Origin of the sequence: Arthrobacter sp. ISL-95 (genome assembly GCF_018613695.1) — a bacterium.
GTDB lineage: Bacteria > Actinomycetota > Actinomycetes > Actinomycetales > Micrococcaceae > Arthrobacter.
Genome location: NZ_JAGGPR010000005.1, coordinates 149,224 through 174,902, shown reverse-complemented (window position 1 = coordinate 174,902; position 25,679 = coordinate 149,224). Strand labels below are relative to the sequence as shown.

Genomic DNA, 25,679 nt, shown 5'->3' with positions numbered 1-25,679 from the left:
CGTTCTAAGGGGGAGACTCCCTCCCCCACCAACACCTGGGCTGCAGAGATTCATGGCGAAGCCCGGACAAGCAAAAGGGCATCATGAGTGATCTTCAAATAGGCGACAGCCTGCCAGTGGACCTTCTAAGTTTCAGGGCAGCAGAATGCCTCGTTTCAACTAGTGCGTCCGGCACAGAAGACGTGTGCGTTCTGGATGCAGGACACACAGGTAATCACTTGGCTGCAGGTGCAGACATGGTGGTTCGGGCGGTGTGGAGCTAGACCAGTCAGCTGGAGGCTAGCGACCCGGCCTGGCTGGGTCGCTAGCCTGTCAGCACCTTGCCGTGCAACAGTAGCTTTAGGTGCCGCAGAAAGTCCGGTACGGGCCGAAGCTCTCCGGCGCGGGTTCAGCGTACTTTTCCACACCGGGTCGTTCGCTGAAGGGGTCGGAGATGGCCACCAGCAGCTGTTCCGTTGGGCCTGTGTCCCCCTCAGTTGCAGCAGCAAGGGCTTCCTCCACCAAGTGGTTACGCGGAATGTACATCGGGTTGACGCGGTCCATGGCGTCCGCGTCCGGACCGACTTCCCGCCACCGTTCCAACCATGAATCGAAAGCGGCCAAATCCAGTATCTGGCGCCGTGCCGGTTCAACCTCCCCGCGGGCCGCTTTGCTGAGGCTGCGGAAGAACGAAGTGTAGTCCGCGCGCGTCTCCTGCACCAGCTGAAGGAGCTCATCCACCAAAGGTGAGGCAACGGCGTCAATTTCCTCAAGCAACCCAAGCTTGGCCTTCATGCCGTTGAACCAGGTGGCGCTATATTCCTTGCGGAATCCATTGAGCGCCGCAACAGCAAGGGCTACCGCCTGCTCCTCATCCTCATGGATCAAAACCGCGATTGATTCAGCGAAACGGGCCAGATTCCACTCCGCGATCACCGGCTGGTTACGGTAGGCGTAGCGTCCCATTTCATCAATGGAGCTGTACACCGCGACGGGATCAAAGCCCTCCATGAAGGCGCACGGACCATAGTCGATGGTTTCGCCGGACACTGTCATGTTGTCCGTGTTCATCACACCATGAACGAATCCAACCAGCATCCACTGCGCCAGAAGTTTCGCCTGGACTGAGATGACCCCCTTCAGCAGCGCCAGGTAAGGGTTGCTTTCACCGGCCGACGACGGGTGGTGGCGTTCGATCGCATGATCAGCCAGGCGCCGCAGCAGGTCCATGTCATTGCTGGCCCTGGCATATTGGAAACTACCCACCCGCAGGTGACTGCTGGCCACCCGGGTCAGGACGGCGCCCGGCAGAAGAGTCTCCCGCTGAACCTGGCGCCCCGTTGCCACGACCGCAAGGGACCTGGTGGTGGGAATGTTCAGGGCATGCATCGACTCGCTCACGATGTACTCCCGCAGCATCGGACCTACCGCGGCCAAGCCATCCCCGTTCCGGGCAAAAGGCGTCCGCCCCGAACCCTTGAGGTGGACATCGCGGAGCGTTCCGTCAGCACCGACAACCTCACCCAGCAGGAGGGCACGCCCGTCCCCCAAACGCGGAGAATAGAAACCGAACTGATGACCCGAATACCCCTGGGCCACAGGAGTCGCTTCCTCCGGCACGGCATTACCGATCAGCAGCCGTACGCCCTCCGGGCTGCGGAGAAAGTCAGGATCAAAACCAAGCTCGACGGCGAGTGGCTGGTTGAGCACCAGCAGCTGCGGATCCGGAGCTTCCTCCGCGCGCCAAGGAATGGCCAACTCCGGGAGCTCCCGGGCGAAACGGCCCTCAAATGCGACAGTGGAATGCGCGACTTCACTCATCTCTCAAGGATATAGATGGTATTCCCGGCGAGAAAAGAGGTACCGGCCCCCGCTAGCATATGAACCACTGCCGTTTGGCGGCAGTAGCTGCGGTGCCGGCCTGGGCGCTGACTGTGACCGCCGCAGCGAGTTGGTCTGTCCGCTTTGACGAATCGGATATGAATCAGGGCTTCAGCTGGTTCGGGTCCTCCACGCTGCTGTTCACGATTCCGGGCTGGATCGCCGGGACTGCCTGTCTGGCTGTTCCCCTCTACTCCTTGCGGGAAAGCCGGCGTTCGCTTCCCATCCGGGTCCTACAAGCCGTTCTCCTGGCCCGCACCGATGGCCCTCATTTTGGGGGCACTCGCGGTGATGCCGCCAATGGTGGGAACGCTGGGTGCTGCGGTGCTGCTCATCGCGGCCTTACGCCAGGGACGGCCGGTTGCCTCGCCGGCCAAGCCCCCACAACCGATTCCCCGTCGAATGATTGCACCGAACCGCCGGGCAGTGGGCGGAGCGGCGCTGGCGCTGCTCATAGTCGGGTTGGCGGGTGCCGTCTTTGCCGTCACGGGAAGTGCTTGGGCACCCATTGCCGCCAATTCCACCCACGCTATGAACCTCGGCTTGGCCTACGGGGCGTTCGCCAGCATTCCGTTGCTGGTTCTTGCCGGGCGGGTGCTTGCCCCTCACCTCGGACCCACCACACCGCGGGCTGTCCTTCTTGGATGTGCAGCCATGGCTGCTCAAGGGTCCGCGCAACTCCTTGGGGCTGGGCACGCCTTGCAATGGAATGGCCTCCTGATTGCAGCAACCCTCATGGGTTTCGCCACTGCACTGCCGTTGGGCCGGTGGGTAACTGGCGGCCGTTTCACGTGCATCGCTGTGGTGGCGTTGATGGGGCTTGCGGCTTCCGTGGTGGGGCTCCCCTTGGTAATGATGTCCGCTTTCCTTGCCCCGGTTGGGTCTGCCGTCCTGCTCGTGTTGTCTTGGAGGTCAAGCAATTCGCGGCAGCCGCGGCTCAGCTCCTGAGCGAATGTGGAACTATCAATCCATGCCCGAAACATTGGATCTGCCCGTCGCCGTTCGTGCGACCGCCTACACAGGGTCTTCCAAATGGCTTCGCCGACCCTCGCGGTTTGTTCGCTACGACGCCTGCTGGGCAGACGGTCGCGTGGAGTTCGGTGTCAGCCTCACTCAAGCCATGTATCGGGGCCATCCGGCCGACTTTGCCGCTATCGACGAGAGCGTGCACTCGCATTGTCCCGAAGTAGGAACCGGCCTATGGGTGGACGACTCCGGTCAAGTCGCTGAGGGTCCTGACCAGCCAGGTCCATCAGGATCCGGCGGGCGGCCACGAAAGTATGGATTCTCCAGATCCGAATCCTCTGCCAAGTGGAGTTACGGATTCCAACTCGGTGGCGGGGTGCTCGGCGTGGGCCTTGGCGCCCTTCTCATCATGGGTCCCCTGAACGTGTGGTGGGCCGGCCCGCTTGGGGTGGTGTGCTTCTTGAGCGGTCTGGCAGCCCTCACCGGCCTGGTCATGCGCAAGAACTGACGGTGGCGAGTCGCGCCTACTCCGCGGCAAAGTCTGGATGTGGCCGATCCTGAAAGTAGTAGGGGGCGGCCTTGCCGTCGCGTTCCAGGTCGTAGTGCCTAACTGCAAGCTTCGCTTGATACACCGAGATCGCCCGCGGGAATCCAGTTCCGTGGTCTGTTCACGAAGCCGCTCCAAAGCCCCGACGCGTTCTCCTGTCTTCTTGTCCGTTCGCACGCCAATATCGGCGGTAAGAATACGGACACCTTCAGGGTCGCGGGCGATGAAACACTCAAAGCCGCTGACGGTTCTCCAGGTATGGCGAAGTCAAAGACCACTCGGCCATGAGGTCGATGGCGATGGTAAAGGCATCCAAGTGTGGTCGGTTCAGGAACGCATGTCGGCTCCCGGGCAGAGTGTGCTTCTCGACGTCGACTCCCGCGCTCACGAGTTCGGTCGCGAATTGGTCACCAGATGCCCGCATAGCGTCGTGGTCTGCATTAATCATCAGGGTTGGAGGGAACCCGTCGAGCTCGTGGCCTCCCGGGAAAGCGAAGCGATGGCTGAGCGCAGCCCTCGAGCCCGCATAATTGCGGTTCATGGCGTCTAGGAGCCACTTCGAGTGTGTCAGCCGACGGTGACCGCGCACCCCTAGTTGGATCTCGCGCGACCGAGGGTGCGAGGAGTGAAAAAAGCCGTAGGCAAGGATGATTCCTCTGGGCGCTGCATCCATCTCGAGGGCCTTTAGTGCTGTTGCAGACGCAAGACATGCCCCGGCGCTTGCACCACCCAGAATCACTCCTCCTGCAGCCTGACTATTGACACTTCGAAAGACTGCCAAAAGGTCTTCCATCGGGCGTGGAAACCTCCCCCGGGCCCTCACCCCTCTTCGTCCGACCCATGGCAGCCCTGGAATTGGGGCAAGGCTGTACTCGACCGTGACGACATGCAGTCCTCGCTGAGCAAGCGCCGATGCGACATCGTGCGCTTCAGGCTGATCAAGACCACCCGAAAAGAAACCTCCGCCATGCGTCCAGACGATTGTCGGGACTCGCGTCGCCGCCGGACCATCCACCGCCGGGCGGTACCAGCGGATCGGGACTTGACCGTGTTGCCTGGTCTCCGAATGGCGAACCGTAGGTTCATTGACATCTCTGGAAGACACAGTCATGTATTCGACCATAGCGTCGACGGCTAGGCGTTCCCGCTCTCTCGTGGGCAATCCGCCCTCGTGTGGGCACGAGGGCTACTGTTTCCGCCTTCGCCCAGTGGAAGCCGCCCCCTCAGTCACACTGTTCGTTGTAAGGTGCCCGGGGAGGGGCAGGCAATTCGTCAATAAGCTCATTTGCCGCGTGCGCCAGTAGATCCCTCTGTAGTGCAGGCAGGGAGTGGGATGACTCAAGGTAGGCATCCACTTCGTATTCGCCCACCATTCCACCGATGGAAAAGTAGCGCAGCCACAAATCCTCATCAGGAATCCCGGCGCTTTTCAGGGCTTTGCGCAGACCCTTGAGCTGAAGTTGTTCTTGAAGAGTTAGCCCCTCGCAACTTTCCTGCTCAGGTTCCGTCATGGGCTTTCACCTTTCTGTCACCGCCAAGGATCTCAACACTCACGGACGCAAGCGACTTTTTTGATTCCTGGGACAGATCCAGAAGCTTGCTGACCGCTTCCTCCTCTGTCATTCCGAGTTGCCCCATGAGATATCCCTGGGCGCGGCTAATAGCGTCGCGACTGGTCAATGCCTCAACAAGCCCTTCGCTGAAGCGCTTTGGCGTCTCCGTGCTTTGAATATTGTCCAAAAGGATGGCTGCCGAGGCAGCAAGCTTCTCCAGGGAACCCGCCGTCGATTGGTCGTAGGCATCAGTGGCAGCGGCGTAAAGCTTCATGGCACCAAAACATCTGGGTCCACGGATCAGAGGGGCACTGATGACGGAGGCGATTTTCAGTTCCCGCGCGGATTCGGCCCACGCGGGCCATCGGTCATCAACCCCGGCATTGCTGACGATGACGGTCTGCTCGGTTGCCCAGGCGCTCAAGCACGGGCCCTCGCCCAAGCGGTACTGGGACTGATCGCCCTGGATCACCAAGGGATCCGTTGCCCCGGCGCTGGTTCTGTTGCCCTGCTCATCAATGAGGGACACTCCAGCACCTGCGCTGCCGGGAAAGGCATCGCGGATCCCTTCCGCAAGCAGCTGGACGGCCCGGTCAACTTTTTCCTCTGTCAGGAGCAAGCCCCTGATCCGGGCCAAAGTAAGGGTGAGTTCGTCGAGGGGAAGTTGCTGGGACATGACGACAATGACCTTCCGCGGGATGGCACCCGCCCATGACTCCAGGCCGCTTTCTGAACCTGATCCATTCTCAGGATAGGCATATCCTGATTCGCTTCGTCAACAAACGTGCCACGAATGAGCATCCAGAGGCAGCCCCCCACACACAAAGAAGACAATAAAATTGGACCTAGAGGGTACGCGATGTCTCTGGCCTTGATTATTGCCCTACTCCTCATGGGCATGGTTTGCTTGGCAGCTGCGATCGGCGGGGTGGTCTTGGTGATCCGTGACGGCCGCGGCGAGATTCCGCTGGAACAGTCCGTCCGTCCGTGGGTTGCAGGGAACCTTGCCAGCCGCCCTTACTCCACGCTCCCCCGTATTTAACGTAGGCTCGGCAGCAGTCACGCTGTTGGGTCACGGTCTTGGGGGGAACATGGGAAACTTTCGGTCTTTTGCGTTGAAGTCTGCGGCACTTGGTGCCTTGTTGGTGGGCTCGACGGCAGTGGGGGTGGCTCCCGCTGCAGCGGACGCCCAAGACTGGGTTCCTCCAATGCTCGGCATGCCTCATGTGGGCTCGGAACTGACCATAGGCAAGGCCGACTACGGCGTGCAGGACTGCCAACCGACGGCGGAGGCCCCGCATGGCTTCGTCATGGAATGGTTGAGCAACGGCGACCCCTTGCCGGCAGAGCGTCAGGGCGAATTCCTGAAGCTCCTTCCCGAGGACCAAGGCAACCGCATATCTTTCAACGTTCACGGGGTGTGCTCTGAATCAGAAGTGTTCCACAGCGCCGAGACCGCGCCCATCGCAGCGTCCAACCGCTCCATGGGGTGGACCGGCCGAGGTAACTTCGAACTGTTGGGCCGCACCGATGACGGTAACTTGGTCCTCTACCCGCACGTCTACACTCCCGAGTACTCCATCTGCCCGTCCGGTGCCGGATGTGTGAATTACAGCCACACCTCGGAAGCACCACGGGTGGTAGGCCGGGGCTTCAACATCTTCGACGCCGTCTTCTCCACGGGCGATTTCGATGGCGACGGCAACAACGATCTCCTGGGCCGCGATAGTGCCGGTACGCTGCACATCTACCCCGGAGATGGCAGCGGCGGGTGGCTTCCGCCGTCGCAAATTGGCTGGGGCTGGAACATCTTTGACACAGTGGTGGGGCCCGGAGACTTTGACGGGGACGGCAACAACGACGTCCTCGCCCGGGACACCGCAGGAGACCTGTACCTCTATCCGGGTGACGGCGACGGCGGGTGGATGGAGCCTTCACGTGTAGGCACAGGGTGGAGTGTCATGAACAAGCTGGTCACCCCTGGTGACACTGACGGCGATGGCGCCGTGGACATCTATGCCCGGGACCAGTCCGGCATCCTGCACCAGTATCCGGCGGACGGTAACGGCGGGTGGAAGGCACCATCCATCGCGGGCCATGGTTGGGAACTTATGACTGAAATCAGCGGCGCCGGTGTCTACGAACGGATCTTCGCGTTCCGCTACTCCGCCCTTAAACCCCTCAACGACATCGTGGGCATCGACGAAACGGGCGACCTCCGACTCTTCAACAACTCGGAGTACGGAGCCGGCCTCTTCGGCAATACCCACATTGGGACGGGCTGGCAAATCTTCAACACCCTGATCTAGCCATCGGTCAACGCAGTGAAATTCGACGACGGCGGTCCGTGCCGCCGCCGACGTCTGAGCAACGAGGAACTGACCAAAACGCTTGCCGGGCAAGCGGCAAAGTAGGAGTAACACAGCATGCGGAAGTACGTGACAGCGGTGGCATCGCTTGCAGCGGCCACGCTGATTCTGAGCGGATGCGCCGAAGGGCACGATGACGCCAAAGCAAGTGACCTCGGAATCACTTTCGCCTACTCATTGGCAGGCCACAACGGCAAATTTTGCGACAGCCTGGACAGTTCCAGTGAACAAGGCGTGGATGAGTGCAAGAAAAGCGAAGCGGAAATGGCCGCCAAGCAGGAAGCGGACCCGCAGCCAATAATGTGGGTTCCCAAGATCTACCAGCTGATCCCCGGGAAAGAAGAAGTGCTCGGAATAGTGGTGGAGTTTAACCGGGCAGGAAACCAGGAGTTTGTTGTCATTGAAGCGATATGGCGCGGAGACGAGTACAAGATCCTTAGGTGGGCCTATCCGGATGAGGCCGACTACAAGACCGACCGCGCCATAACAAACACCTTCGGTTGGTGAATCCACACCTGCTTAGTGCATGAAGCCGCTGCCGTCCCAGTCCCGATCGTATTTGCCGCAGCGTGTGCAGCGCCTGTACCGGCCACTGCCATCCTCTGCTGATTCCACGTGCCAGTGGTGGTGGAGGTTCAGTTTGCACATGATCACCTGGAGCATGGCGCTCTCCGTTCAAAGCACGCTGACCCGCGAGGCGCGTGCCATTACGTGTGGCTAAGTTTAGGTCGTGCCATGACGGGACGGTAGCTGGTGCTGAACATCGTCAGTTGGTTGCTCTTGTTGGCCCCGCTCCCAGTACTACGGCGAGTGAAACGAACAAAAGCGGGTTCGGTGGGGCCGAGCTGCGTTCTCTATCTGAGCCACGTGTTGATAGCCTTTCTGGTTTGGAACTACGCCCTGCAGGTGCCGAACCATTGACGTTCCTGGGGGAACCATGATTAAGTCCCGGTCCTCGCGGGTCCTTGCCCCCATCAAGTCAGTGGGATCCAGAGTCGCCGCCGTGGGCGCCGCGATGGTGTTTTGTCCGCGTGCACCATGATTCCCCCGGTACAAGCTCCTCAGGGACTTCGTCTAGGTCAGCGCCTCACGATTCCCGCCCTTGTCCGCTCCACTCAACGCACTGCTGCAGGTGGGGCGAACAAGGGCGGGATTCGGCGCGAAAGTGCGGGTTATCCCTTGAAAACGGGCGCCCGCTTCTCCTGGAAGGCACGGAAACCCTCGGCATAGTCGTCGGTTTTGCACAGCCGCGCTTGTTCCGAGTTTTCCTCCGCCATGGATGCCCACAGGCCCAGGCGCTGATCGCGGATGTGGGCCACGAGGTCCTTCGAAGCGTTGAAAGCACTGGTTGCGCCGGTGGCAACCCGCCCCACGATCTCCCGGGTCACCGGCAGCAGGGAATCCGCCGGCATCGCCCTGCTGAACATCCCTTGCTCCACAGCTTCCGCCCCGGAAATGAGGTCAGCGGTGTAGATCAGGTCCAAGGTGCGGTGCATGCCCAGACGTTCCGTGAAGTACCAGTGCCCGCCGGAGTCCAGCGTGGCCCCAAGCTTGGCGAAGGGTGAACCGAACTTGGCGTTGTCCGCCACGTACACAACATCCGTGGCCAGCAGCAATCCGAGCCCGACCCCCAGGCAAGCACCGTGAGCGGCGGCGAACGTGGGCGCCGGGAATGCAGCCATCTTCCTCAGCAGTGGCTCCACGAGTCCGCCGAGGTAGGCCTGGGCATCATCAGTTTCCGGTGTCACCCCTGAAATGTCGCGGCCGGCACAGAAGGCGCGGCCTTCTCCGCGAAGCAGCAGCGCCCGTACCTCACCGCGGGAGGCGGCGGCAGCAGCGTCGTCGTACGCTTTGTCCAGTTGGGCAAGCGCGTCCTCGTTGAGCGAGTTCAGCTTGTCCGGGTAGTTGAGGACGATTTCGGCAATGCCGTTGGCAATGGAGAGCTCGATCATGGGGGCTCCTTTAGACGTCGAAGTCGACGGTAACTTCTTCGCTGGTGGGGTGGGACTGGCAGGTGAGAACATAGCCCTTATCCAGCTCGTCCTGCTCAAGGGCGTAGTTCTCATCCATGGTCACCGTACCGGTGATCAGCTTGGCGCGGCAGGTGCCGCAGACGCCGCCGGCGCATGCGAACGGCACGTCCGGGCGGACGCGCAGGGCAGCGTTGAGGATGGACTCGCGGGCGTGGGTGGGGCTGGCAACATCGCCGGTCAACCCGTCCAGGGTGAAGGTGATTTTGTACGTATCCTGCGACTCGTCCTCCACAACCGGACGTCCGGCGTTGCCTTCGGGACGGTCCGGACGGCCAGTGGTGAACAACTCGAAGCGCACGTGCTCGGGCTCCACGCCGCGGGCAGCGAGCGTGTCGCGGCACAACTGCACCAACTCGAACGGCCCGCACAGGAACCACTCGTCCACATCCTCGGCACGGATGGCACTGCTGAGCAGCGCCTGCAGCTTCTCGGAATCAATACGTCCGGTCATCAGCGGCGCAATTCGCTGCTCCCGCGACAGGACGTGGTGCAACGCCAAGCGCGACGGGTATTTGTCCTTCAGATCCGCCAGCTCTTCAAGGAACATGACGTCCATGGCAGCTTTGTTGGCATATACGAGGTCGAACGTGGTCTCCGGATTGGCCGCCAGCAGCGTGCGCGCGATCGCGATCACCGGGGTGATGCCCGAGCCTGCTGCGATGGCAACAAAACTGCCGGGCTCCCCTGCCAGCTCTTCCGGGTGATTCATGGAGTTCATGACGTTGTGCTGGACCGAGGCGCCGTCCTTGCCGTGCCGGGAGATGAACGCACCCTGCGGGCTCATGACGTCCAAGACGTCACCGGCTTTGAGTTCGGCGTTTGCCCACGTGGAGAAGAGGCCTCCGAGGTCCTTTTTGATGGCCACGCGGATCTCGCTGCTGCCGTCCTCGAAGCTGCGCGGCTCTGCGCAAATGGAGTAACTGCGGCGGACCTCGTGCGGCTCACCCTGCTCATCCGGCAACGTGGTGCGAAGAGCCACGTACTGGCCGGGCAGGTAGTCGTACTGCCCGGCAAGCTCGGCCGGAACACCAAACGTGACCTCAATGGCGTCGTCCGTCAGGCGCCGGACTTCCGAGACGGTCAGGTTGTGGAAAGACGCACGACGGCGGCTGGCCGTCTGGGTTTCGGTGGTCATGGAATTCCTTAGAGGACTTTGAAGTAGTCGAACGGTTCCTTGCAGTCCTGGCAGACGAACAACGCCTTGCAGGATGTGGAACCAAAGCGGGTGAGTTCCTTGGTGTTCAACGAGTTGCACTGGGGACACTTGACGGCGAGGCTGAGGCGCACAGGACCCGAATGGCCACCTGCGGCAGCCATGCCACTGGGCGGAGCGATCCCGTATTCCTCCAACTTGGCCTTGCCGGACGCGGTCATCCAGTCAGTGGTCCATGCCGGGGACAGCACCAGGTTGATGTACACGCTCGCGTAGCCCTCCTTCTCGAAGGCCTTCCGCAGATCGTCACCAATGGCATCCATCGCCGGGCAGCCCGAGTACGTGGGCGTGATGGTGACCTCGACGTCGGTACTTGAGGCGCCGCCGTCGTGCCGGCCTGTTGCCGGGGTTAAGGCTGGTGATTCGGCAGAGGTGACGCGTACGCCGCGGAGGATGCCCAGGTCCTCAATGCTGAGGACGGGGATCTCCGGATCGCAGACCGTGGCCGCGATGTCCCAGGCCCGCTGCTCAGCGGTACGTTCCTGCGTCCGTGACTGCGTCGACATGCTGATCACCAGCTCGCGCCGGGGTGCTCGCGGGCCAAGACCTGCATTTCAGCAAGGATGTACCCCAGGAACTCAGAATGCTTGCCACGCCGGCCGCCGCCCAGTGCCTGCGGGACACCGGGAATTTCCAGCTCGGCCTCGGCCATGATGTTGCCGGTGAGGCGGTCAAATTCCGCGCGGAGGCTCGAAGGCTGAACAGTAACTCCAGCCTCGGCCAAGCGGGTGGTGAGGTCATCGTCCTCGAAAAGTTCGTCCACATACGGCCACACGAGCTTGAAGCCCTGGATGATGCGTGCCCGGGACTCGTCAGTGCCCCCGGCAAGTCGAAGCACCCACTGCGCACTGTGGTCGCGGTGGTAATCCACTTCTTTCACGGCCTTCGCGGAGATGGCTGCGATGGTGGCATCCGTGGACTCCATGAGCTTGGTGTAGAGCTCGTACTGGTAGAAGCTCACAATGAACTGCCGGGCGATGGTTACCGCGAAATCGCCGTTGGGCTGCTCAAACAAATGCGCCGAGCGGAACTCGTGCTCCCGGCGGAAGTACGCGAGGTCATCCTCGGACTTGCCCCAAGCTGCACCGGCGTAGGTCAGAAAGGAACGCGCGTGGCCCAACTGGTCCAGGGCGATATTGCCCAAGGCGATGTCTTCCTCGAGCTCAGGAGCACGGGAAATCCAGTGGCCCAGGCGCTGGGCGAGAATCAGTCCGTCATCGCCGACGCGCAGGGCGAACTCTGCAACATCCTCGGTGGGCTTGACCTGCCCGCGGCTGATTTCCAGGGCGATGTCCTCCGGACGCAGCGCATTGCCCGGGGTGATGCGGGTGGCGCTGGCGGAGCCGTCGCCGGACGCGCCGGCGCCGTGGACGCCCACCGAAATGTCGCCGTGGCCTTCGATGACGAAGTCAGTATCTTGTGTGCTCACATCATTGGTACTCACAGGTGCTTCACGCCTTCGCTCTTGGTGTAGTACGTTGCGTGGCGGTAATCCTTGCCCTGCGGGGACTCGAAAAAGGAACCCTTGGAGTCCGGATCGCTGGAAGAAATCGCCTCGGCCGGGACAACCCAGATGGAAACGCCTTCGTTGCGGCGCGTGTACAGATCGCGGGCGTTCCGGAGGGCCATGGCCGCATCCGGAGCGTGCAAGGAACCCGCGTGCACGTGGGACAGGCCGCGGCTGGAGCGCACGAAGACCTCCCAGAGCGACCACGGGGACTCTTCCTTGGCGCCGCCCGAGGTGACGTCGGGGGCTGAGACGCTTCCCGCCGTCGTGCTGTCAACGTTGGTGGTGGCCGCGACCTTGGGAGCCTCGCGGTTGATTTCGCTGGCGGCGCTGGCCGGTGCTTCCGGGTTACCGTGAGGAGCCATTATGCTGCGTTCTCTTTCTGTGCTTGCTTGCGGGCGTAAGCCACAGCGGCTTCGCGAACCCAGGCACCGTTTTCGTGTGCCTCACGGCGGCGCTCAACGCGCTGCGAGTTGCAGGGACCGCGGCCTGCCAGGACTTCCTTGAACTCGTTCCAGTCCAGGGGTCCGTGCTCCCACTTTTTGGTTTCTTCGTTGAAACGGATGTCCTTATCAGGCAGGGTCAGGCCGAGGACCCGGACCTGCTCCACCATCATGCCCACGAACCGGCTGCGCAGCTCGTCGTTGCTGAAGCGCTTGATGTTCCAGGCCATGGACTGCTTGGAGTTGGGTGAATCGTCATCCGGCGGGCCGAACATCATCAGCGACGGCGCGTACCAGCGGTTCACTGCGTCCTGGGCCATCTGCTTCTGCGCAGGCGTTCCGTTGGAGAGTTCAAGCAGGATCTCAAAACCCTGGCGCTGGTGGAACGACTCTTCCTTGCAGATGCGCACCATTGCGCGACCGTAAGGACCATACGAGGCACGGCACAGGGGCACCTGGTTGCAGATGGCGGCGCCATCCACCAGCCAACCGATGGCTCCCATGTCAGCCCAGGAGATGGTGGGGTAGTTGAAAATGGACGAGTACCTGGCCTTGCCGGCGATCAGGTCTTCCATCATCTGGTCCCGGGACTGGCCCAGGGTCTCAGCGGCCGAGTAAAGGTAAAGGCCGTGACCGGCCTCGTCCTGGACCTTGGCCATGAGGATTGACTTGCGCTTCAAGCTCGGGGCCCTGGTGATCCAGTTGGCTTCGGGCTGCATACCGATGATTTCCGAGTGTGCGTGCTGCGAGATCTGGCGCAGCAAAGTCTTGCGGTAAGCCGCCGGCATCCAGTCGCGCGGTTCAATTCGCGAGTCCTCCGAAATGATGCGATCAAAATACGCCTCTCCGGCTGCCTCCCGCTCCTGCTCTTCCGGGGACAGCTCAGCGGGCACTGACTGCAGATTCTGCGATGCCATGGTTGCTCCTAATAAATTACCGACCGTTCGTTCAGAATATGCGGAGCGGGCGATTTCAGTCAAGCGTTCCTTCCCTGGCGACACCAGATGCTTAGCCCTGTTTGCGTGGTTCTGCGTTGTTGACAGGGTCCTCACTTCCGGCCGTGTTAACTTGGGGTGGGACCTCGGTTGTCCCCCTTCGCCGCTAGAAAAGAGCCTTACGTGGAATCGCCCCAGCCCTTCAGGATTCTCACCGTCTGCACAGGGAACATCTGCCGCTCCCCTGTGGCCGAAAGGTTGCTCCAGGCCGGGTTGAACCAGGTAAGCCCCGGCTCCTTCGAGGTTCGCAGCGCAGGGACGCGGGCCATGGTGGGTGACCCCATCCAGCCGCTCTCGGCACAAATCATCAGCACGTTCCGCGGCAGCCCGGACCACTTCGCAGCCAGGCAGCTGACCCCAAGGATCCTCAAGGAGACGGACCTGGTGTTGGCCATGACGTCCAAGCACCGCGGCGAGGTCCTCCAACTGGACGCATCCCTACTGAAGCGCACCTTCACCGTCCGGGAATTCGCCCGGATGCTGTCCGTATTGGAGAACCGTGGGGATGCCGCCCCGGCCGGTGACATCACCGAATTTTGGCGCGCACTTCCCACGCGCGCGGCCTCCGTCCGCCACCTCGCGTTGCCGCCCGACCCTGCAGACAACGACGTGGTAGACCCCTACCGACGAGCGGAAGAGGTCTACCACCAGATGGAGGATGAGCTGGCCCCGGCCATCCTAGGCATCCTCCGTTTCGCGCGCCTGACGGCGCCGGCCTAGGTCCGTAATACTTAGTTGAGGGCAATCACCAGCATCTGGCTGGTGCCGGGGATGCACGTCTGCAAGACCACTGCTGGGAACCCGCCGAAGACTGCCGCCACATCATTGGTGCTCCCTGGGTTGGGTACCTGGCCCCTGCCCGTGGCAGTGAAGGTTCCGTAGCCGGGAATGGAGACGGTCTCACCCACGCTGATTCCGGAGAACCGTCCCCAACCTCCGCAGAAATCATGCTCTGTGATGAACGTGGCGTAAGCGTTGGTTGGCGTGTAGTGAATAGGCCCGATGCAGGCGTCCACCAGTGATTGCCCACCGGCTCCTGCCACGTAGATGGTCCTCACGGCTGGCGCAGGAGCGGGAGCGGGTGCGGGTGCCGGTGCGGGTGCCGGAGCCACAACTGCGGGAGCGGCCGCCGCCTGCGCTTGCGCAACCGGTGCAGCTGGTGCAGCTGGAGCTGCCGGAGCCGGCGCGGGAGCTGGAGCGGCCACCGCGATGGGCGGTCCGGTGAGCTTCACAACCTGTCCCGGCACGATCACCGAGTAAGCGCTGAGGCCATTGGCAGCCAACATGGCCGTGACATCCACGCCGTAGCGCGAAGCAATCGAACCAACAGTGTCCCCGGACGCCACGGTGTAGAGATTGGGATCCCCGGCAGGCGCAGCAGGGGCAGCCTCCACAGCTGCCGGAGCTGGCACTGCAGCCTCAGGAGATGGTGCAACAGGTGCTGGATCCGGCGCGGGCACGTCAGCTGCCGGTACTTCAGCCGGGGGCGCGGCTACTGCTTCCGCATCCTGGACTGGCAAAGCTGCTGGCGCTTCAGCGCTGTCGCCCTTCGCAAAGGGTGCTTGCTCCTGGGCAACATTTTGGTCAACATCACCGGCAGGTTGGGTGGCCCAATTCACCACCCCAAAAAACAAGGGGATCAACGCAAGTATCGCGATCACTGCGCCGGCAATCAACAGCTTGGCCTTAGTGGACTGCGACTGCCAAGCATTGCCACTGCTCTTGGTTGATAGGGAAGTTTGAAGATCTACGTCGTTCATATTCATGGGAAACCCCGGACTCCATGGCTCTGGACCGCGCACCACAGGCCTTTATTGGCCGAATGAGAAAAGCGCAGCTACGTATTGGGAGAAGCACCACCCACAAGTGGCGGGGGTGCAGTCCACCGCTGAGCCGGAGGAACGGAAGTGCAAATAACCTTACGAATTTCAATAGTAGGAAGGGGCCCTTCCCGCCGCACGAGTAGGAACTACTCGACTTTCCTACCGAGGACCTGAACGGTTACTTGGGCATTACGCAGTTTCCGGGAAATGGACTACTTGCTCCATCCGTCCGGACCGCCGTCCTGAAGTTAGAAATCGCCTCTCCCGAAGCATGGATCAAACGGATCAGCGATCGGATGACCCATGCTCGGCCACAGTACGTTTGGGCCTAGCCCCCAAGTCCTCGTGGCTGCTGCCAACACCAAGGAACACATGACCCTCCCCACCCATGCCCAAAACCCCTCCGCGGAATCGAGCTCACGCCGTCGAAAGAACGGCAAGAAGACCGCCCGGAATGTGCTTCTGGGTTTCGCGGCTGCGGTACTTGTGGTTGGCCTCATTGCCGGGGCTTATGTCTTTAGCCTGGTACAGACCTTCAACTCCGGCTCTACCAAAATCGAGAACGCTTTTCCGGAAGAATCCACCCGGCCGCAGAAAGCCGACGGCAATACGGCAATGAACATTCTTGTGATGGGCAGCGATAGCCGAGGTGCCGGCATTGAAGTGGAAACCAATGCCTCGAGTGACCAGCGTGCGGACACCCTGATGTTGGTGCACATTCCCGCCGATAGGAAAAAGGTTTACGCCATATCCTTGATGCGGGATTTATGGATAGATATCCCCGGAAAGGGAGAATCAAAGATCAACGCCGCCCTAGGCTATGGCGGCGTTCCGTTGATGGTCCAGACGGTCGAGTCGCTCTTTGACCAGCGCATCGACCATGTGGCCATGATCGATTTTGAAGGCTTCAAGGACCTCACCGACGCTCTTGGCGGCGTGGACGTTGACGTCAGGATTCCGTTCGCGCCAAGCTCAGGGCCCAAGGCCGGACAGGTCTACAAGGTCGGCAAGCAGACATTTGATGGCGATGAAGCCCTCGCCTTTGTCCGCGAGCGCTGGGCCTTCAGCGACGGCGACTACCAGCGCGTTCGAAATCAGCAGGCGTACCTCAAATCCATGGTGGGCAAGATCATCGCCCGTGAGACCCTGACGAATCCGGTGACCATCAGCAACATGGTCTCGGCGGTGTCCCCGTTTGTGAGCGTGGACAAGGACTTTGATGCTGCAGCCATAGGCAATTTGTCCCTGTCCATGAAGGATGTCAGGGCACAGGACACCGTCATGTTTACCCTCCCCACCCTCGGCACGGGCACCTCAGCGGATGGGCAGTCGATCGTCCTGGCGGACACCACGGCGATCACTGACATGGCGGCCGCGCTCTCCAAGGATCAGTTAGGCACGTACGTCACGGCGCACGCCCTCGACAAAGGACAGTGAGCGTCAGCCGCTGGTGAGGCTGTGGGCACTTCCCCATTTGTTGAACGGGAAGAGGAATCCGTCAACACGGCCAATGATGTCTGCCCGGCCGGCCGTCTTGACGCAGCTGGCTGCCGATCCCACGCTCCGGCATGCAGTGACGGAATCCTCGGAGTTGGAGCGGTGATCACCCAGGAGCAGGTACTGATCCTCGCCCAGAAGGATGGGTCCGAAGCAACGCGGCGACCGCGCCGTCGTCGAACAATCCGTTGTGCCGTTGTTGAACGCGAGGTCTTGGAAAACGTACGGTTCCGCAACGGCGGCACCGTTGACTGTCATCTGCCCGCTGACGTCGCAGCATTCCACAGTGTCCCCGGGCAATCCCACCACTCGCTTCACCAGGTATTCGGTGTTGGCGGGACCAATTCCGGTCAGCTCACCAAACCAACCGATGCCTGTGCGCAGGGCCCCTCGTTCGGGCGGGGGCCCCAATCCGCCGGTTTCCCGAAGACAACAACGTCGCCGCGTTGTGGCACAGAACCCGTGTAGGCGGTGCGGTTCACCAGCACCCGGTCACCAACGTTGAGTGTCTGCTCCATGGACCCCGAAGGCACCGAATAGACCTTCACAAGGAAACCTTGAACCAGGGACACCGTCATCAATGCGAGAAGGACGTGAATCCACGGTGAGCGGAGCAACTGACGGAGTGTGCCGGCTTTCGCCGTCTCGGAACTCACGATTGCGGGAAAGGTCTGCGAAGAACGTCTAGACGATGCCCGCACCGATCGGAACGGAGATGTTGCTGTTTGCGATCATTGTGCGGCCGCCAATGACTACGGTGACGGTCACGGGGAAAGAGGCCAACAAGCTGACGGACACGCCAGTGCTGGTGCCGGCAAATCCAAAAACAATAGGGAGATTCAGTGTGCCGTTGCTCGCTACGGTGACGGGGACGCTGTTGCTCCACGTTGTGGACGGGAAGCCGTATTGTCCGATGAACGGCGCGGACTGATACGCAATAGTGCGCTGGGCGGCGGTGGTAGCTGTCCCGTTGAAGGAGTAGACACCAAAACCTCGGGCCCTGCCAACAGGGATGTTGATACCGGTAGGACGGGAAATCGAGACCGTGACAAGAGCGTTCTCCGTGACTGCACCTGGACCGTTGGTGAACGTGAGGATGGTGGGAACAGTGACCAGCGACTGGGCCGTGAGAGCACTCGTGCCGTCCAGTACCCGGAGGCTGAGCAGCGAAGTGGAGGAAGCTGTGAAAGCAAGGCCCAGGGTATCCACCGAAGCTACCGCCGCAGGGGCCGCCACTGCGGCGGCAATCACGGGCACGGACCATGCGGCGCCTTTAACCACAGCGGCCGGGAGTGCGGCTTGAAAACGGGAACTTCGTTGCTCATGGCTCTTCCTTCACTCATTTTGAGCCGACGTTACGATACTCGGGACGCAGGACATCAACGGTGTAGTCGGAAGGGCTAAGCTGCGGACGCGAGCCTCTTGGCGACCATCAGGCCCGCCAAGGCTCCCAAGGTGTTGGCGACGACGTCTGACAGAGCGGTCACCCGGCCAGGTACCAGCAGTTGAACAACTTCAATGGTCCCTGAGGATGCAGCAGCGAGAAGGGTCATCGGCCACCAATTCCACAGTGTTGGATTCAGCAGACGCACGAACACCCCAAAAGGGACAAACATGACGATGTTCGCAATGAACTCCACTGCAATGCCGGCCGCGTCCTGTGGAATGCCCGCAACCGAAAGCCAGCCGGCAATGACCCCTACAAAGCCCGTCACCGTGCTGGCTTCCCGTGCGGGCAGGAAGACGACAAAAGCGAGCGCCACCAAGTACGCGGCGAACAACGCCCTAAGCCACCTCGTGGCGTACTGCCGAGCAAACACCTCTGACCTTTCATGACGCCCCCGGCGCCGTGCAATGAACTTCACCAACTATAAGAGCTAACCGGCTGCCGCCGCGGCGGACCAACATGCATGGGCTATGGCTGATGAGTGCCCAGCGGCCACGCCTTTCAAAAGTATGTGATGTACCCCCCAGGCGGACTTTTCGGCGTATGCTCTCCTCAACGCAGCCTGGACGCGTTGTTCGCTTTTGGTGGGGCCACTTTTGAAGGCGGGGGTTCAGTGGCAGGAGTGAAGTACGGGGTTCTTCCTGTGCGCTCGTCGTTGCGGCAAGTTATGCCGTTCTTTGCTGTACCTGTTGTGGCCTGTTTGGTTTTGCTGGCTTTCGGCCTGGCAACCGGGGCAGGAACCGCGACGGCGCAACTCGCCGGCGACCTGGCAATCCTTCTCGCTGCGCTCACCGCGCTGACCACCCACACCCGTGCTGCCTGGAATCGCCGTGACAACAACCCCGGCCGCTGGTTCATCGTGGCAGGCCTGGCCACCTGGAGCGCCGGGCAAACTGTGTGGACCATCAACGGCATCACCCTGGACCACCAGTACCCGTTCCCGTCCTTCGCCGACGTCGGCTTTGTTTGGTACGCGCTGCCCACTTCCATTGGCTTGGTGCTGCTATTGAAAGGCCAGGGACGGCGCATTCCATTGCTCCGCACCGTCCTGGACGCAGGAGTAGTGGCAAGCTCCACCTTTTTTATTGCGTGGAGTTCGGTGCTTGGCCCACTGGCCGAGGCCACGGACCAGGATGCCTTTGCCCACGCAACGCAGATGGCCTACCCCATCGCAGACGTCTTCATGGTCTCCGTGGTGATCGTCCTGACCATGCGCGCAGCCCGTGGCCGCCGCCTTCCCTGGCTAAGCCTGGGAATCGGCTTCTGGATCCTCGCCATAACGGACCTTGCGTACATGAGCCTCACACTCCAGGGCATCACGGGCGTCACAGGGTCCCCGTTGGCTCTGGGATGGGTACTGGCCTTCCTGTTGGTGGGTCTGAGCCCCTTGCTTCCGGAAGCGGGCACCACGCAAAAGGACGGACGGGCTTACGCCGCGGCCCTTGAGCTTCTCCCCTACCTGCCCGTGTTCAGTGCCGTGTTCTTCTCGCGCACCCGTCCCATCGGGGAGGACCGCGTCCTGCTGGTCACCGGGCTTGTGGTAATTGTCTTTGTGATCGTGCGGCAGGTGCTGATCGTCGTCGAAAATGTGACGCTGACCCGCGACCTCGAAACGAAAGTAGCTGAACGCACCGCCGAGCTTGAGGGTCTGGGGGCAATCGTGAATTCCTCGGGTGACGCCATCATCGGCGAGACCCCCGATGGCGTGATCACCAGTTGGAACCCCGGCGCTGAGCGCATCTTCGGCTACCCTGCTGCTGAAGCCATCGGCCGAAAGGGCGATTTCTTCGTTCCGCAGGACCTGCTGGCGGGCGAACGCCTCGCGTTGGAAAGCACTGCACAAAGCGGCGAGGTGCAGAACTACGAAAGCCAGCGGTGTCGCGACGACGGCGAGGTTATTCCTGTGTCAGTCACGTTGTCTCCGGTGCGAGGCGAATCCGGCATCCGCGGCGTCGCCACCATCTCCCGGGACATCACCGAACGCAAGCCGCCGAGCAGGAACTCCTCACGGCCCGCGAAGCAGCATTGGAGGCCAGCCGCCTCAAGTCAGAGTTCCTCGCCACCATGAGCCACGAGATCCGGACGCCCCTCAATGCCGTGATCGGCCTGACCTCGCTCATGATGGACACGCGCCTCAGCGAAGGGCAAAGGCAGTACGCCCAAGGAGTCAAGGGCGCCGGCGAAGTTCTACTGACCCTGATCAACGACATCCTTGACTTCTCCAAACTGGAAGCCGGGAAAGTGGACCTGGACATCAACGTCTTCGACCCCCGGGCGATGGTGGAAGAAGTAGCGGGACTGGTGGTGGAAGCCGCGCAGGGAAAGAATCTGGAGCTGATCTCCTACTGCCACCCGGACGTTCCGGTCCGTCTGATGGGTGATGCCGGCCGCATCCGGCAGATTCTGCTGAACCTGTCATCCAATGCCGTCAAGTTCACTCCCTCCGGCGAAGTGGAAGTCCAGGTCTCCGTCCTTGCCCAGGACCAGAACAACGCTTCTCTTCGCTTCGAGGTCAGAGACACCGGCATTGGCATCACCGCCGAGAACCATCAGCGGCTCTTCGAATCCTTCGCCCAAGCAGACGCCTCCACCACCCGCCGCTACGGAGGAACCGGACTTGGCCTCGCTATCTCCCGGCGCCTCACGGAAGTAATGGGTGGCAAGATCGGCCTGGACAGTGAGCCGGGGGTAGGCAGCCGGTTCTGGTTTGACCTTGAACTGCCGCTTGGCCCGGCCGCCTCTGACACGGAACACTTGCCGACCACGCTGGCCGGACGCCGGGTGTTGGTGGTGGACGACAACGCCACCAACCGTCTGGTGTTGGAAACGCAATTGGCCAGTTGGGGCATGCTCCCCGTCTCGGTTGCCGACGCCGCCTCCGCCTTGGACGAATACCGTGCTGCGGCCCTATCCAGCCACCCGTACGACATCGCTGTGGTGGACATGTGCATGCCTGATACCGACGGGCTCCAACTTGCCCGCAACATCAAGAACGACGCCCGCGGCGCGGGTGGCCCGGGGATCATCCTGTTGACCTCCACCATGCAGGTGGAAAGGAGCGATCTCACCTCTGCCGGAATCCGCGAATACCTCACCAAACCCGTCCGCAGCTCCGAGCTGTACAACCGGCTCTTGCGGGTGCTGGCCACCAAGAACGCCGGCGCACCTTCCCCGCCGGTGCTTGCCGTTGTTGAGTCTTTGGATCCTGTGCCGCGGCTCGGGAAGCTGCTGGTGGCCGAAGACAACGAAGTGAACCAGTTGGTGGCGCGCGGAATGGCCAACCGCCTCGGCTACGAAGTGCACATTGTGGACGACGGGGAACAAGCTGTGTCCGCTGCCATGTCCGGCGCGTACGCAGCGGTGCTCATGGACTGCCACATGCCCGTCATGGACGGCTTCGACGCAACCCGGGCCATCCGTGCCCGCAACGGCCATGCCGCTCGAATCCCCATCATTGCCATGACGGCCGGGGCCCTGGACGAGGACCGCGAGCGCTGCTTCGCCGCCGGAATGGATGACTACATCAGCAAGCCCGTGGATCTGGCCAAACTCGCTGAAGTCCTCGCGCGCTGGGTACCGCAACAAGAGGAAGAGTCGACGGCGGACGGCGGGGTGGACGCTGTTGCCTCGCCGGACGGCGGGGTGGACGCCGTTGCCTCGCCGGACGCCGCGGCTGCGGTGGAGGCGTCCCAACAGCAGGCGGAAGCACCGGCGTCGAACTCTGTTGTCCTTGACCCGACACGACTAGAGATCCTGCGCGAACTCGGCCCCGCCGACGGTTTGGGTCTGCTGCCTGAAGCAGTAAAAGTCTTCCGGCAGGATTCCCAGGGAGCCTCGGAAACGTTGGGCAAGGCGCTGGAAACGGGCCAAGCGGCAATCGTCGAAGCCGCAGCGCACAAGCTCGCCGGCGCGGCCGCCAATATAGGAGCCGTGGGAGCTGCCGGCCTGTGCAAGGAACTGGAACGGCTGGGACGCGATGCGGGAGCGGACTTTGAAGACGAAGGATCGATGTTACTGGACCAATTGCGCGCCGAACTCACGCGCGTGGACGAAGCACTTGAACACACACTAACGGGGGCACACGTGCGGGAAGCACCACTACGGGGAACACCGTTGCGGGGAACATCATGAAGATCCTCATCGCCGACGACGACCAGATTTCCCGGATGATCACCAAAGCTGCCGTGGAGCAGTCCGGTCACGAGTGCATCGTTGCCGTGGATGGCGACTCGGCTTGGCAGCTCTATAAGGAACACAGCCCCGAAGCGGTGGTGACGGACCTGATGATGCCCGGCCTGAACGGGCTGGATCTTTGCCGCGCCATCCGGGCCGCGGAGGAAGACAGCTATACCTACGTGATCCTGGTGACCTCCCACGGTTCGCGCAAGGATGTTCTGGCTGGAATGGAGGCCGGAGCTGATGACTACGTCACCAAACCCCTGGATCCCTTCAGCCTGCACATCCGCCTTCTGGCCGCCCACCGCATTACTACCTTGCACGCGGATCTTGCCCGGTACCGTTCCGCGCTGACTGAGCAGGCGCGGACGGACCCCCTCACCAAACTGCACAACCGACTGAAGCTGGCCGAGGACCTGGGCACGCTGCACAGCGGGGGCACTGTGGACCCCGACTACTGCCTGGCCATGGTGGATGTGGACAACTTCAAAAGCTACAACGACATCTACGGCCATCAGGCAGGCGACGCCGCGCTGATTTCCATTGCATCAACGCTGGCCGGCGAGGTCCGGAAGTTCGATGGCGTCTACAGATTTGGGGGCGAGGAATTTCTCCTGGTCCTGCGCGATCAGCAGGCGGACGGTGCGCGGTTGGTGATGGAACGTGTTAGGTCTGCGGTGCAGGATTTGAGGATTGAACATTCCGGCGATCCCGATGGCGTCCTGACCATCAGCGCGGGCATCTCCGCCTTCACCGATAGCCACCGCGCCGGAACCGAGCAACTACTGCGTGAAGCTGATCTGGCCCTCTACGCGGCAAAGGCCTCCGGCCGGAACCGCGTGTCCTTGGCCAGTGCTCAACGCTCGGAATGACGTGGCCACGAGCAGTCATCCACGCTGCCGGGCGTGGTGTCGAAGTCATGGACTCTCCCCCAGCTTGCATGCGGTCCGGGCGGCTCTGAGCGAAATTGCTGGTTCTGTGTCAGAGCCCGTCTATAGAGTGGCCACATGAGCCACACTTCTTCCGCGCCTGCCGCTGCCAAGGAACCAACTCTCCAGCCTCCTGTCGCCAAGCAGATCCCTAGCCGCCGCGAACATCACGGCGATGTGTTCGTGGACAACTATGAGTGGCTCAGGGACAAGGAATCCTCCGAGGTTGTGAATCACCTCAAGGCGGAGAACGCCTACCAAGAGGCGGTCACGGCACACCAGGAACCGCTCCGTGAAGCCATGTTCCAGGAGATCAAGGGCCGCACCCAGGAGACGGATCTGTCAGTGCCCAGCCGCAAGGACGGCTGGTGGTATTACAGCCGCTCCGTGGAGGGCAAGGAGTACAGCATCCAGTGCCGTGTCCTGGCCAACAACACCGGCCATCCCGTGGCGGACTGGACTCCCCCGGCCGTGGAAGCGGGCGTCGAGCTTCCCGGCGAGCAGGTGCTCCTGGACGGCAATGTTGAAGCAGAGGGCCAGCCATTCTTCAGCGTGGGCGGCGCAGCCGTGACCGTTGACGGCAACCTTTACGCCTATGCAGTGGACAACTCCGGAGACGAGCGCTTCACTCTGCGGATCAAGGACCTGCGCACCGGTGAGCTCCTCCCGGATGTCATTGAGGACATCTTCTACGGGGTGGCTTTCTCCCCGGACGGCACCAGGCTTTTCTACACCGTGGTGGACGATTCGTGGCGGCCCTACCTGGTCAAGGCCCACCTTCTGGGCACTCCTGTGGCTGAGGACGAAGTCATCTACCAGGAGGACGACGTCGCCATGTGGCTCGGCTTCGACCTTTCCTCGGACCGTCGCCACCTGGTGCTCAGCATCGGCTGTTCCGAGTTCAGCGAAACGCGGCTGCTCCGCTTTGGCGACTACGACGCCGGCCTCAGCACCGTCATTTCCCGCGATCACCACGTGCTCTACGAGGCCGAGCCCTTCCTGCTTGATGGCAAGGAAACGCTGCTCCTCACCCACAACAAGGACGCCATCAACTCGATGGTGAGCCTGGTGGACCCGGCCCAACTCACCAAGCCGCTGGCCGAGCAGGACTGGCGTACCGTCGTCGAGCATTCCGAGGATGTTCGCGTCAACGGCGCGGGCGTCACGTCCACGCACTTGGTGTTGTCCGTTCGCAAGGACACCATTGAACGCGTGCAGGTGCTCCCGCTGAACGGTTTGGGCACAGCGGCTCAAGGGGCGCCAGTGGAACCTGCCTTTGATGAGGAGCTCTACACTGCAGGCGTTTCAGGCTCTGACTACGAAGCCCCGGTAATCCGCATGGGGTACACCTCGTACTTCACGCCGTCGCGCGTCTACGACTTCGTCCTGCCTACTGCAGAACAGCCCCGTGGCGAGTTGTTGCTCCGCAAGGAGAGCCCGGTGCTGGGCGGCTACACGGCAGCCGATTACGTGGCCACCCGCGAATGGGCAACGGCCGACGACGGCACACGGGTCCCGCTGTCAGTGCTGCGCCACGCGTCGGTAGGGCAGGACGCCACAGCCGCCGGGCTGGTTTACGGCTACGGCTCCTACGAAATGAGCATGGATCCGGGCTTTGGCGTGGCCCGTTTGTCCCTCCTGGACCGCGGAATCGTGATGGTCATTGCCCACATCCGGGGCGGAGGTGAACTGGGACGCACCTGGTACGAGGACGGCAAGAAGTTCACCAAGAAGAACACCTTCACGGACTTCATTGCAGCAACGGACTGGCTTGCAGGTTCCGGCTGGGTTGATCCTTCGCGCATTGCTGCCATGGGCGGATCCGCCGGCGGCCTGCTCATGGGCGCAGTGGCCAACATGGCCCCGGAAAAGTATGCTGCCGTGGTGGCGCAGGTGCCGTTCGTGGATGCTCTGACCACCATCCTGGATCCCGAGCTTCCGCTCTCCGCCCTGGAATGGGAGGAATGGGGCAACCCCATCACGGACCCGGAGGCCTACGCATACATGAAGTCCTACACTCCGTACGAGAATGTGAAGGCTGCGGCGTACCCCAAGATCGCGGCCGTGACGTCGTTCAATGACACCAGGGTGCTGTACGTTGAGCCGGCCAAGTGGGTCCAGGCGCTGCGCTCCGCGTCCACAGGTTCCGAGCCGATCGTTATGAAGATCGAAATGGACGGTGGCCACGGCGGTGCATCCGGCCGGTACGTGCAGTGGCGCGAGCGGGCATGGGACTACGCGTTCATCGCCGATTCCCTCGGAGCCAAGGAACTGCTGCCAGGCGCCGGACTGAAGTAGGAATTTTTGTACAGCTGATGCCC

At 61.9% G+C, this 25,679-nt stretch carries 26 protein-coding genes; 11 read left to right on the top strand and 15 right to left on the bottom strand.

Going from position 1 to position 25,679, the window contains the following annotated elements:
• Positions 1-339 precede the first annotated feature (339 nt).
• Positions 340-1,800, bottom strand: a complete 1,461-nt coding sequence (locus tag J7I86_RS06965; RefSeq protein WP_214818080.1) for a YdiU family protein — start codon at positions 1,798-1,800, stop codon at positions 340-342.
• A gap of 462 nt (positions 1,801-2,262) precedes the next feature.
• On the opposite strand from J7I86_RS06965, the gene J7I86_RS22685 reads away from it, so the two are divergent.
• Together J7I86_RS22685 and J7I86_RS06955 are read left to right on the top strand one after the other, a co-directional pair.
• On the top strand, positions 2,263-2,808 hold the full coding sequence (locus J7I86_RS22685) for a hypothetical protein (RefSeq protein ID WP_286179457.1): 546 nt from the start codon (positions 2,263-2,265) through the stop codon (positions 2,806-2,808).
• Positions 2,809-2,830: 22 nt separating this feature from the next.
• Entirely contained in the window at positions 2,831-3,334 is a 504-nt protein-coding gene (locus J7I86_RS06955) for a hypothetical protein (RefSeq protein ID WP_214818078.1), read from the top strand.
• A gap of 271 nt (positions 3,335-3,605) precedes the next feature.
• Here J7I86_RS06955 and J7I86_RS06950 read toward each other — a convergent pair whose 3' ends face one another.
• From J7I86_RS06950 to J7I86_RS06940, 3 genes are all read right to left on the bottom strand, one after another.
• Positions 3,606-4,484, bottom strand: a complete 879-nt coding sequence (locus tag J7I86_RS06950) for an alpha/beta hydrolase (RefSeq protein WP_214818076.1) — start codon at positions 4,482-4,484, stop codon at positions 3,606-3,608.
• 112 nt (positions 4,485-4,596) lie between these two features.
• Entirely contained in the window at positions 4,597-4,884 is a 288-nt protein-coding gene (locus J7I86_RS06945; protein ID WP_286179456.1) for a hypothetical protein, read from the bottom strand.
• Positions 4,871-5,602 carry a GAF and ANTAR domain-containing protein gene (locus tag J7I86_RS06940; protein ID WP_214818074.1) on the bottom strand — a complete coding sequence of 244 codons (732 nt, stop codon included), beginning with the start codon at positions 5,600-5,602 and terminating at the stop codon, positions 4,871-4,873. Before J7I86_RS06940 ends, J7I86_RS06945 begins: the two co-directional genes overlap by 14 nt.
• Positions 5,603-5,785: 183 nt before the next feature.
• On the opposite strand from J7I86_RS06940, the gene J7I86_RS06935 reads away from it, so the two are divergent.
• The 3 genes from J7I86_RS06935 (at position 5,786) to J7I86_RS06925 (ending at position 7,802) form a co-directional block, all read left to right on the top strand.
• A complete protein-coding gene (locus tag J7I86_RS06935; protein WP_214818072.1) occupies positions 5,786-5,968 on the top strand; it encodes a hypothetical protein in 183 nt (60 codons plus the stop codon).
• Positions 5,969-6,017: 49 nt separating this feature from the next.
• The gene (locus J7I86_RS06930) at positions 6,018-7,235 is read left to right on the top strand and encodes a VCBS repeat-containing protein (RefSeq protein WP_214818070.1); all 1,218 of its coding nucleotides are present in this window, start codon (positions 6,018-6,020) and stop codon (positions 7,233-7,235) included.
• Between the two features lie 117 nt (positions 7,236-7,352).
• Positions 7,353-7,802 carry a hypothetical protein gene (locus J7I86_RS06925; RefSeq protein WP_214818067.1) on the top strand — a complete coding sequence of 150 codons (450 nt, stop codon included), beginning with the start codon at positions 7,353-7,355 and terminating at the stop codon, positions 7,800-7,802.
• Positions 7,803-8,467: 665 nt separating this feature from the next.
• Here the strand turns inward: J7I86_RS06925 and J7I86_RS06920 are convergent.
• The 6 genes from J7I86_RS06920 to paaA are packed head-to-tail and all read right to left on the bottom strand — an operon-like array spanning position 8,468 to position 13,408.
• A complete protein-coding gene (locus tag J7I86_RS06920; protein WP_214818064.1) occupies positions 8,468-9,247 on the bottom strand; it encodes an enoyl-CoA hydratase/isomerase family protein in 780 nt (259 codons plus the stop codon).
• 10 nt (positions 9,248-9,257) lie between these two features.
• Positions 9,258-10,463 (bottom strand): 1,2-phenylacetyl-CoA epoxidase subunit PaaE, encoded by a 1,206-nt coding sequence (paaE, locus tag J7I86_RS06915; protein WP_214818061.1) that lies wholly within the window; start codon positions 10,461-10,463, stop codon positions 9,258-9,260.
• A gap of 8 nt (positions 10,464-10,471) precedes the next feature.
• Positions 10,472-11,047 carry a 1,2-phenylacetyl-CoA epoxidase subunit PaaD gene (gene paaD / locus J7I86_RS06910; RefSeq protein WP_214818050.1) on the bottom strand — a complete coding sequence of 192 codons (576 nt, stop codon included), beginning with the start codon at positions 11,045-11,047 and terminating at the stop codon, positions 10,472-10,474.
• A gap of 5 nt (positions 11,048-11,052) precedes the next feature.
• Positions 11,053-11,970, bottom strand: coding sequence for a 1,2-phenylacetyl-CoA epoxidase subunit PaaC (paaC, locus tag J7I86_RS06905; RefSeq protein ID WP_214819585.1), 918 nt, complete (start codon positions 11,968-11,970; stop codon positions 11,053-11,055).
• 11 nt (positions 11,971-11,981) lie between these two features.
• The gene (gene paaB, locus J7I86_RS06900) at positions 11,982-12,413 is read right to left on the bottom strand and encodes a 1,2-phenylacetyl-CoA epoxidase subunit PaaB (RefSeq protein ID WP_214818038.1); all 432 of its coding nucleotides are present in this window, start codon (positions 12,411-12,413) and stop codon (positions 11,982-11,984) included.
• Positions 12,413-13,408 (bottom strand): 1,2-phenylacetyl-CoA epoxidase subunit PaaA, encoded by a 996-nt coding sequence (gene paaA, locus J7I86_RS06895; protein ID WP_214818026.1) that lies wholly within the window; start codon positions 13,406-13,408, stop codon positions 12,413-12,415. The genes paaB and paaA overlap by 1 nt, the downstream gene beginning before the upstream one ends.
• Positions 13,409-13,609: 201 nt before the next feature.
• Between paaA and J7I86_RS06890 the strand changes: the two genes are divergently transcribed.
• The gene (locus tag J7I86_RS06890; RefSeq protein ID WP_214818023.1) at positions 13,610-14,206 is read left to right on the top strand and encodes a low molecular weight phosphatase family protein; all 597 of its coding nucleotides are present in this window, start codon (positions 13,610-13,612) and stop codon (positions 14,204-14,206) included.
• Positions 14,207-14,217: 11 nt separating this feature from the next.
• Here the strand turns inward: J7I86_RS06890 and J7I86_RS06885 are convergent, their stop codons facing one another.
• The gene (locus tag J7I86_RS06885; RefSeq protein ID WP_214818020.1) at positions 14,218-15,252 is read right to left on the bottom strand and encodes a LysM domain-containing protein; all 1,035 of its coding nucleotides are present in this window, start codon (positions 15,250-15,252) and stop codon (positions 14,218-14,220) included.
• Positions 15,253-15,681: 429 nt separating this feature from the next.
• Here J7I86_RS06885 and J7I86_RS06880 point away from each other — a divergent pair, with 429 nt between their 5' ends.
• Positions 15,682-16,746 (top strand): LCP family protein, encoded by a 1,065-nt coding sequence (locus J7I86_RS06880; protein ID WP_286179451.1) that lies wholly within the window; start codon positions 15,682-15,684, stop codon positions 16,744-16,746.
• 3 nt (positions 16,747-16,749) lie between these two features.
• Here J7I86_RS06880 and lepB (J7I86_RS06875) read toward each other — a convergent pair whose 3' ends face one another.
• The 4 genes from lepB (J7I86_RS06875) to J7I86_RS06865 form a co-directional block, all read right to left on the bottom strand.
• The gene (gene lepB, locus J7I86_RS06875) at positions 16,750-17,217 is read right to left on the bottom strand and encodes a signal peptidase I (RefSeq protein WP_286179449.1); all 468 of its coding nucleotides are present in this window, start codon (positions 17,215-17,217) and stop codon (positions 16,750-16,752) included.
• Entirely contained in the window at positions 17,157-17,462 is a 306-nt protein-coding gene (lepB, locus tag J7I86_RS22680) for a signal peptidase I (RefSeq protein ID WP_309476681.1), read from the bottom strand. Before lepB (J7I86_RS22680) ends, lepB (J7I86_RS06875) begins: the two co-directional genes overlap by 61 nt.
• Before the next feature lie 28 nt (positions 17,463-17,490).
• The gene (locus J7I86_RS06870) at positions 17,491-18,063 is read right to left on the bottom strand and encodes a hypothetical protein (RefSeq protein ID WP_286179447.1); all 573 of its coding nucleotides are present in this window, start codon (positions 18,061-18,063) and stop codon (positions 17,491-17,493) included.
• 143 nt (positions 18,064-18,206) lie between these two features.
• Positions 18,207-18,626 (bottom strand): VanZ family protein, encoded by a 420-nt coding sequence (locus J7I86_RS06865; RefSeq protein ID WP_214818014.1) that lies wholly within the window; start codon positions 18,624-18,626, stop codon positions 18,207-18,209.
• Between the two features lie 240 nt (positions 18,627-18,866).
• Here J7I86_RS06865 and J7I86_RS23080 point away from each other — a divergent pair, with 240 nt between their 5' ends.
• The 4 genes from J7I86_RS23080 (at position 18,867) to J7I86_RS06850 (ending at position 25,656) form a co-directional block, all read left to right on the top strand.
• On the top strand, positions 18,867-20,321 hold the full coding sequence (locus J7I86_RS23080) for a PAS domain S-box protein (RefSeq protein WP_309476680.1): 1,455 nt from the start codon (positions 18,867-18,869) through the stop codon (positions 20,319-20,321).
• Entirely contained in the window at positions 20,279-22,384 is a 2,106-nt protein-coding gene (locus J7I86_RS22670; protein WP_286179445.1) for a response regulator, read from the top strand. Before J7I86_RS23080 ends, J7I86_RS22670 begins: the two co-directional genes overlap by 43 nt.
• Positions 22,381-23,301 carry a diguanylate cyclase gene (locus J7I86_RS06855; RefSeq protein ID WP_214818011.1) on the top strand — a complete coding sequence of 307 codons (921 nt, stop codon included), beginning with the start codon at positions 22,381-22,383 and terminating at the stop codon, positions 23,299-23,301. The genes J7I86_RS22670 and J7I86_RS06855 overlap by 4 nt, the downstream gene beginning before the upstream one ends.
• Before the next feature lie 135 nt (positions 23,302-23,436).
• Positions 23,437-25,656: a S9 family peptidase gene (locus tag J7I86_RS06850; protein WP_214818008.1), complete on the top strand. Its 2,220-nt coding sequence runs from the start codon at positions 23,437-23,439 to the stop codon at positions 25,654-25,656.
• The last annotated feature ends 23 nt before the right edge of the window (positions 25,657-25,679 follow it).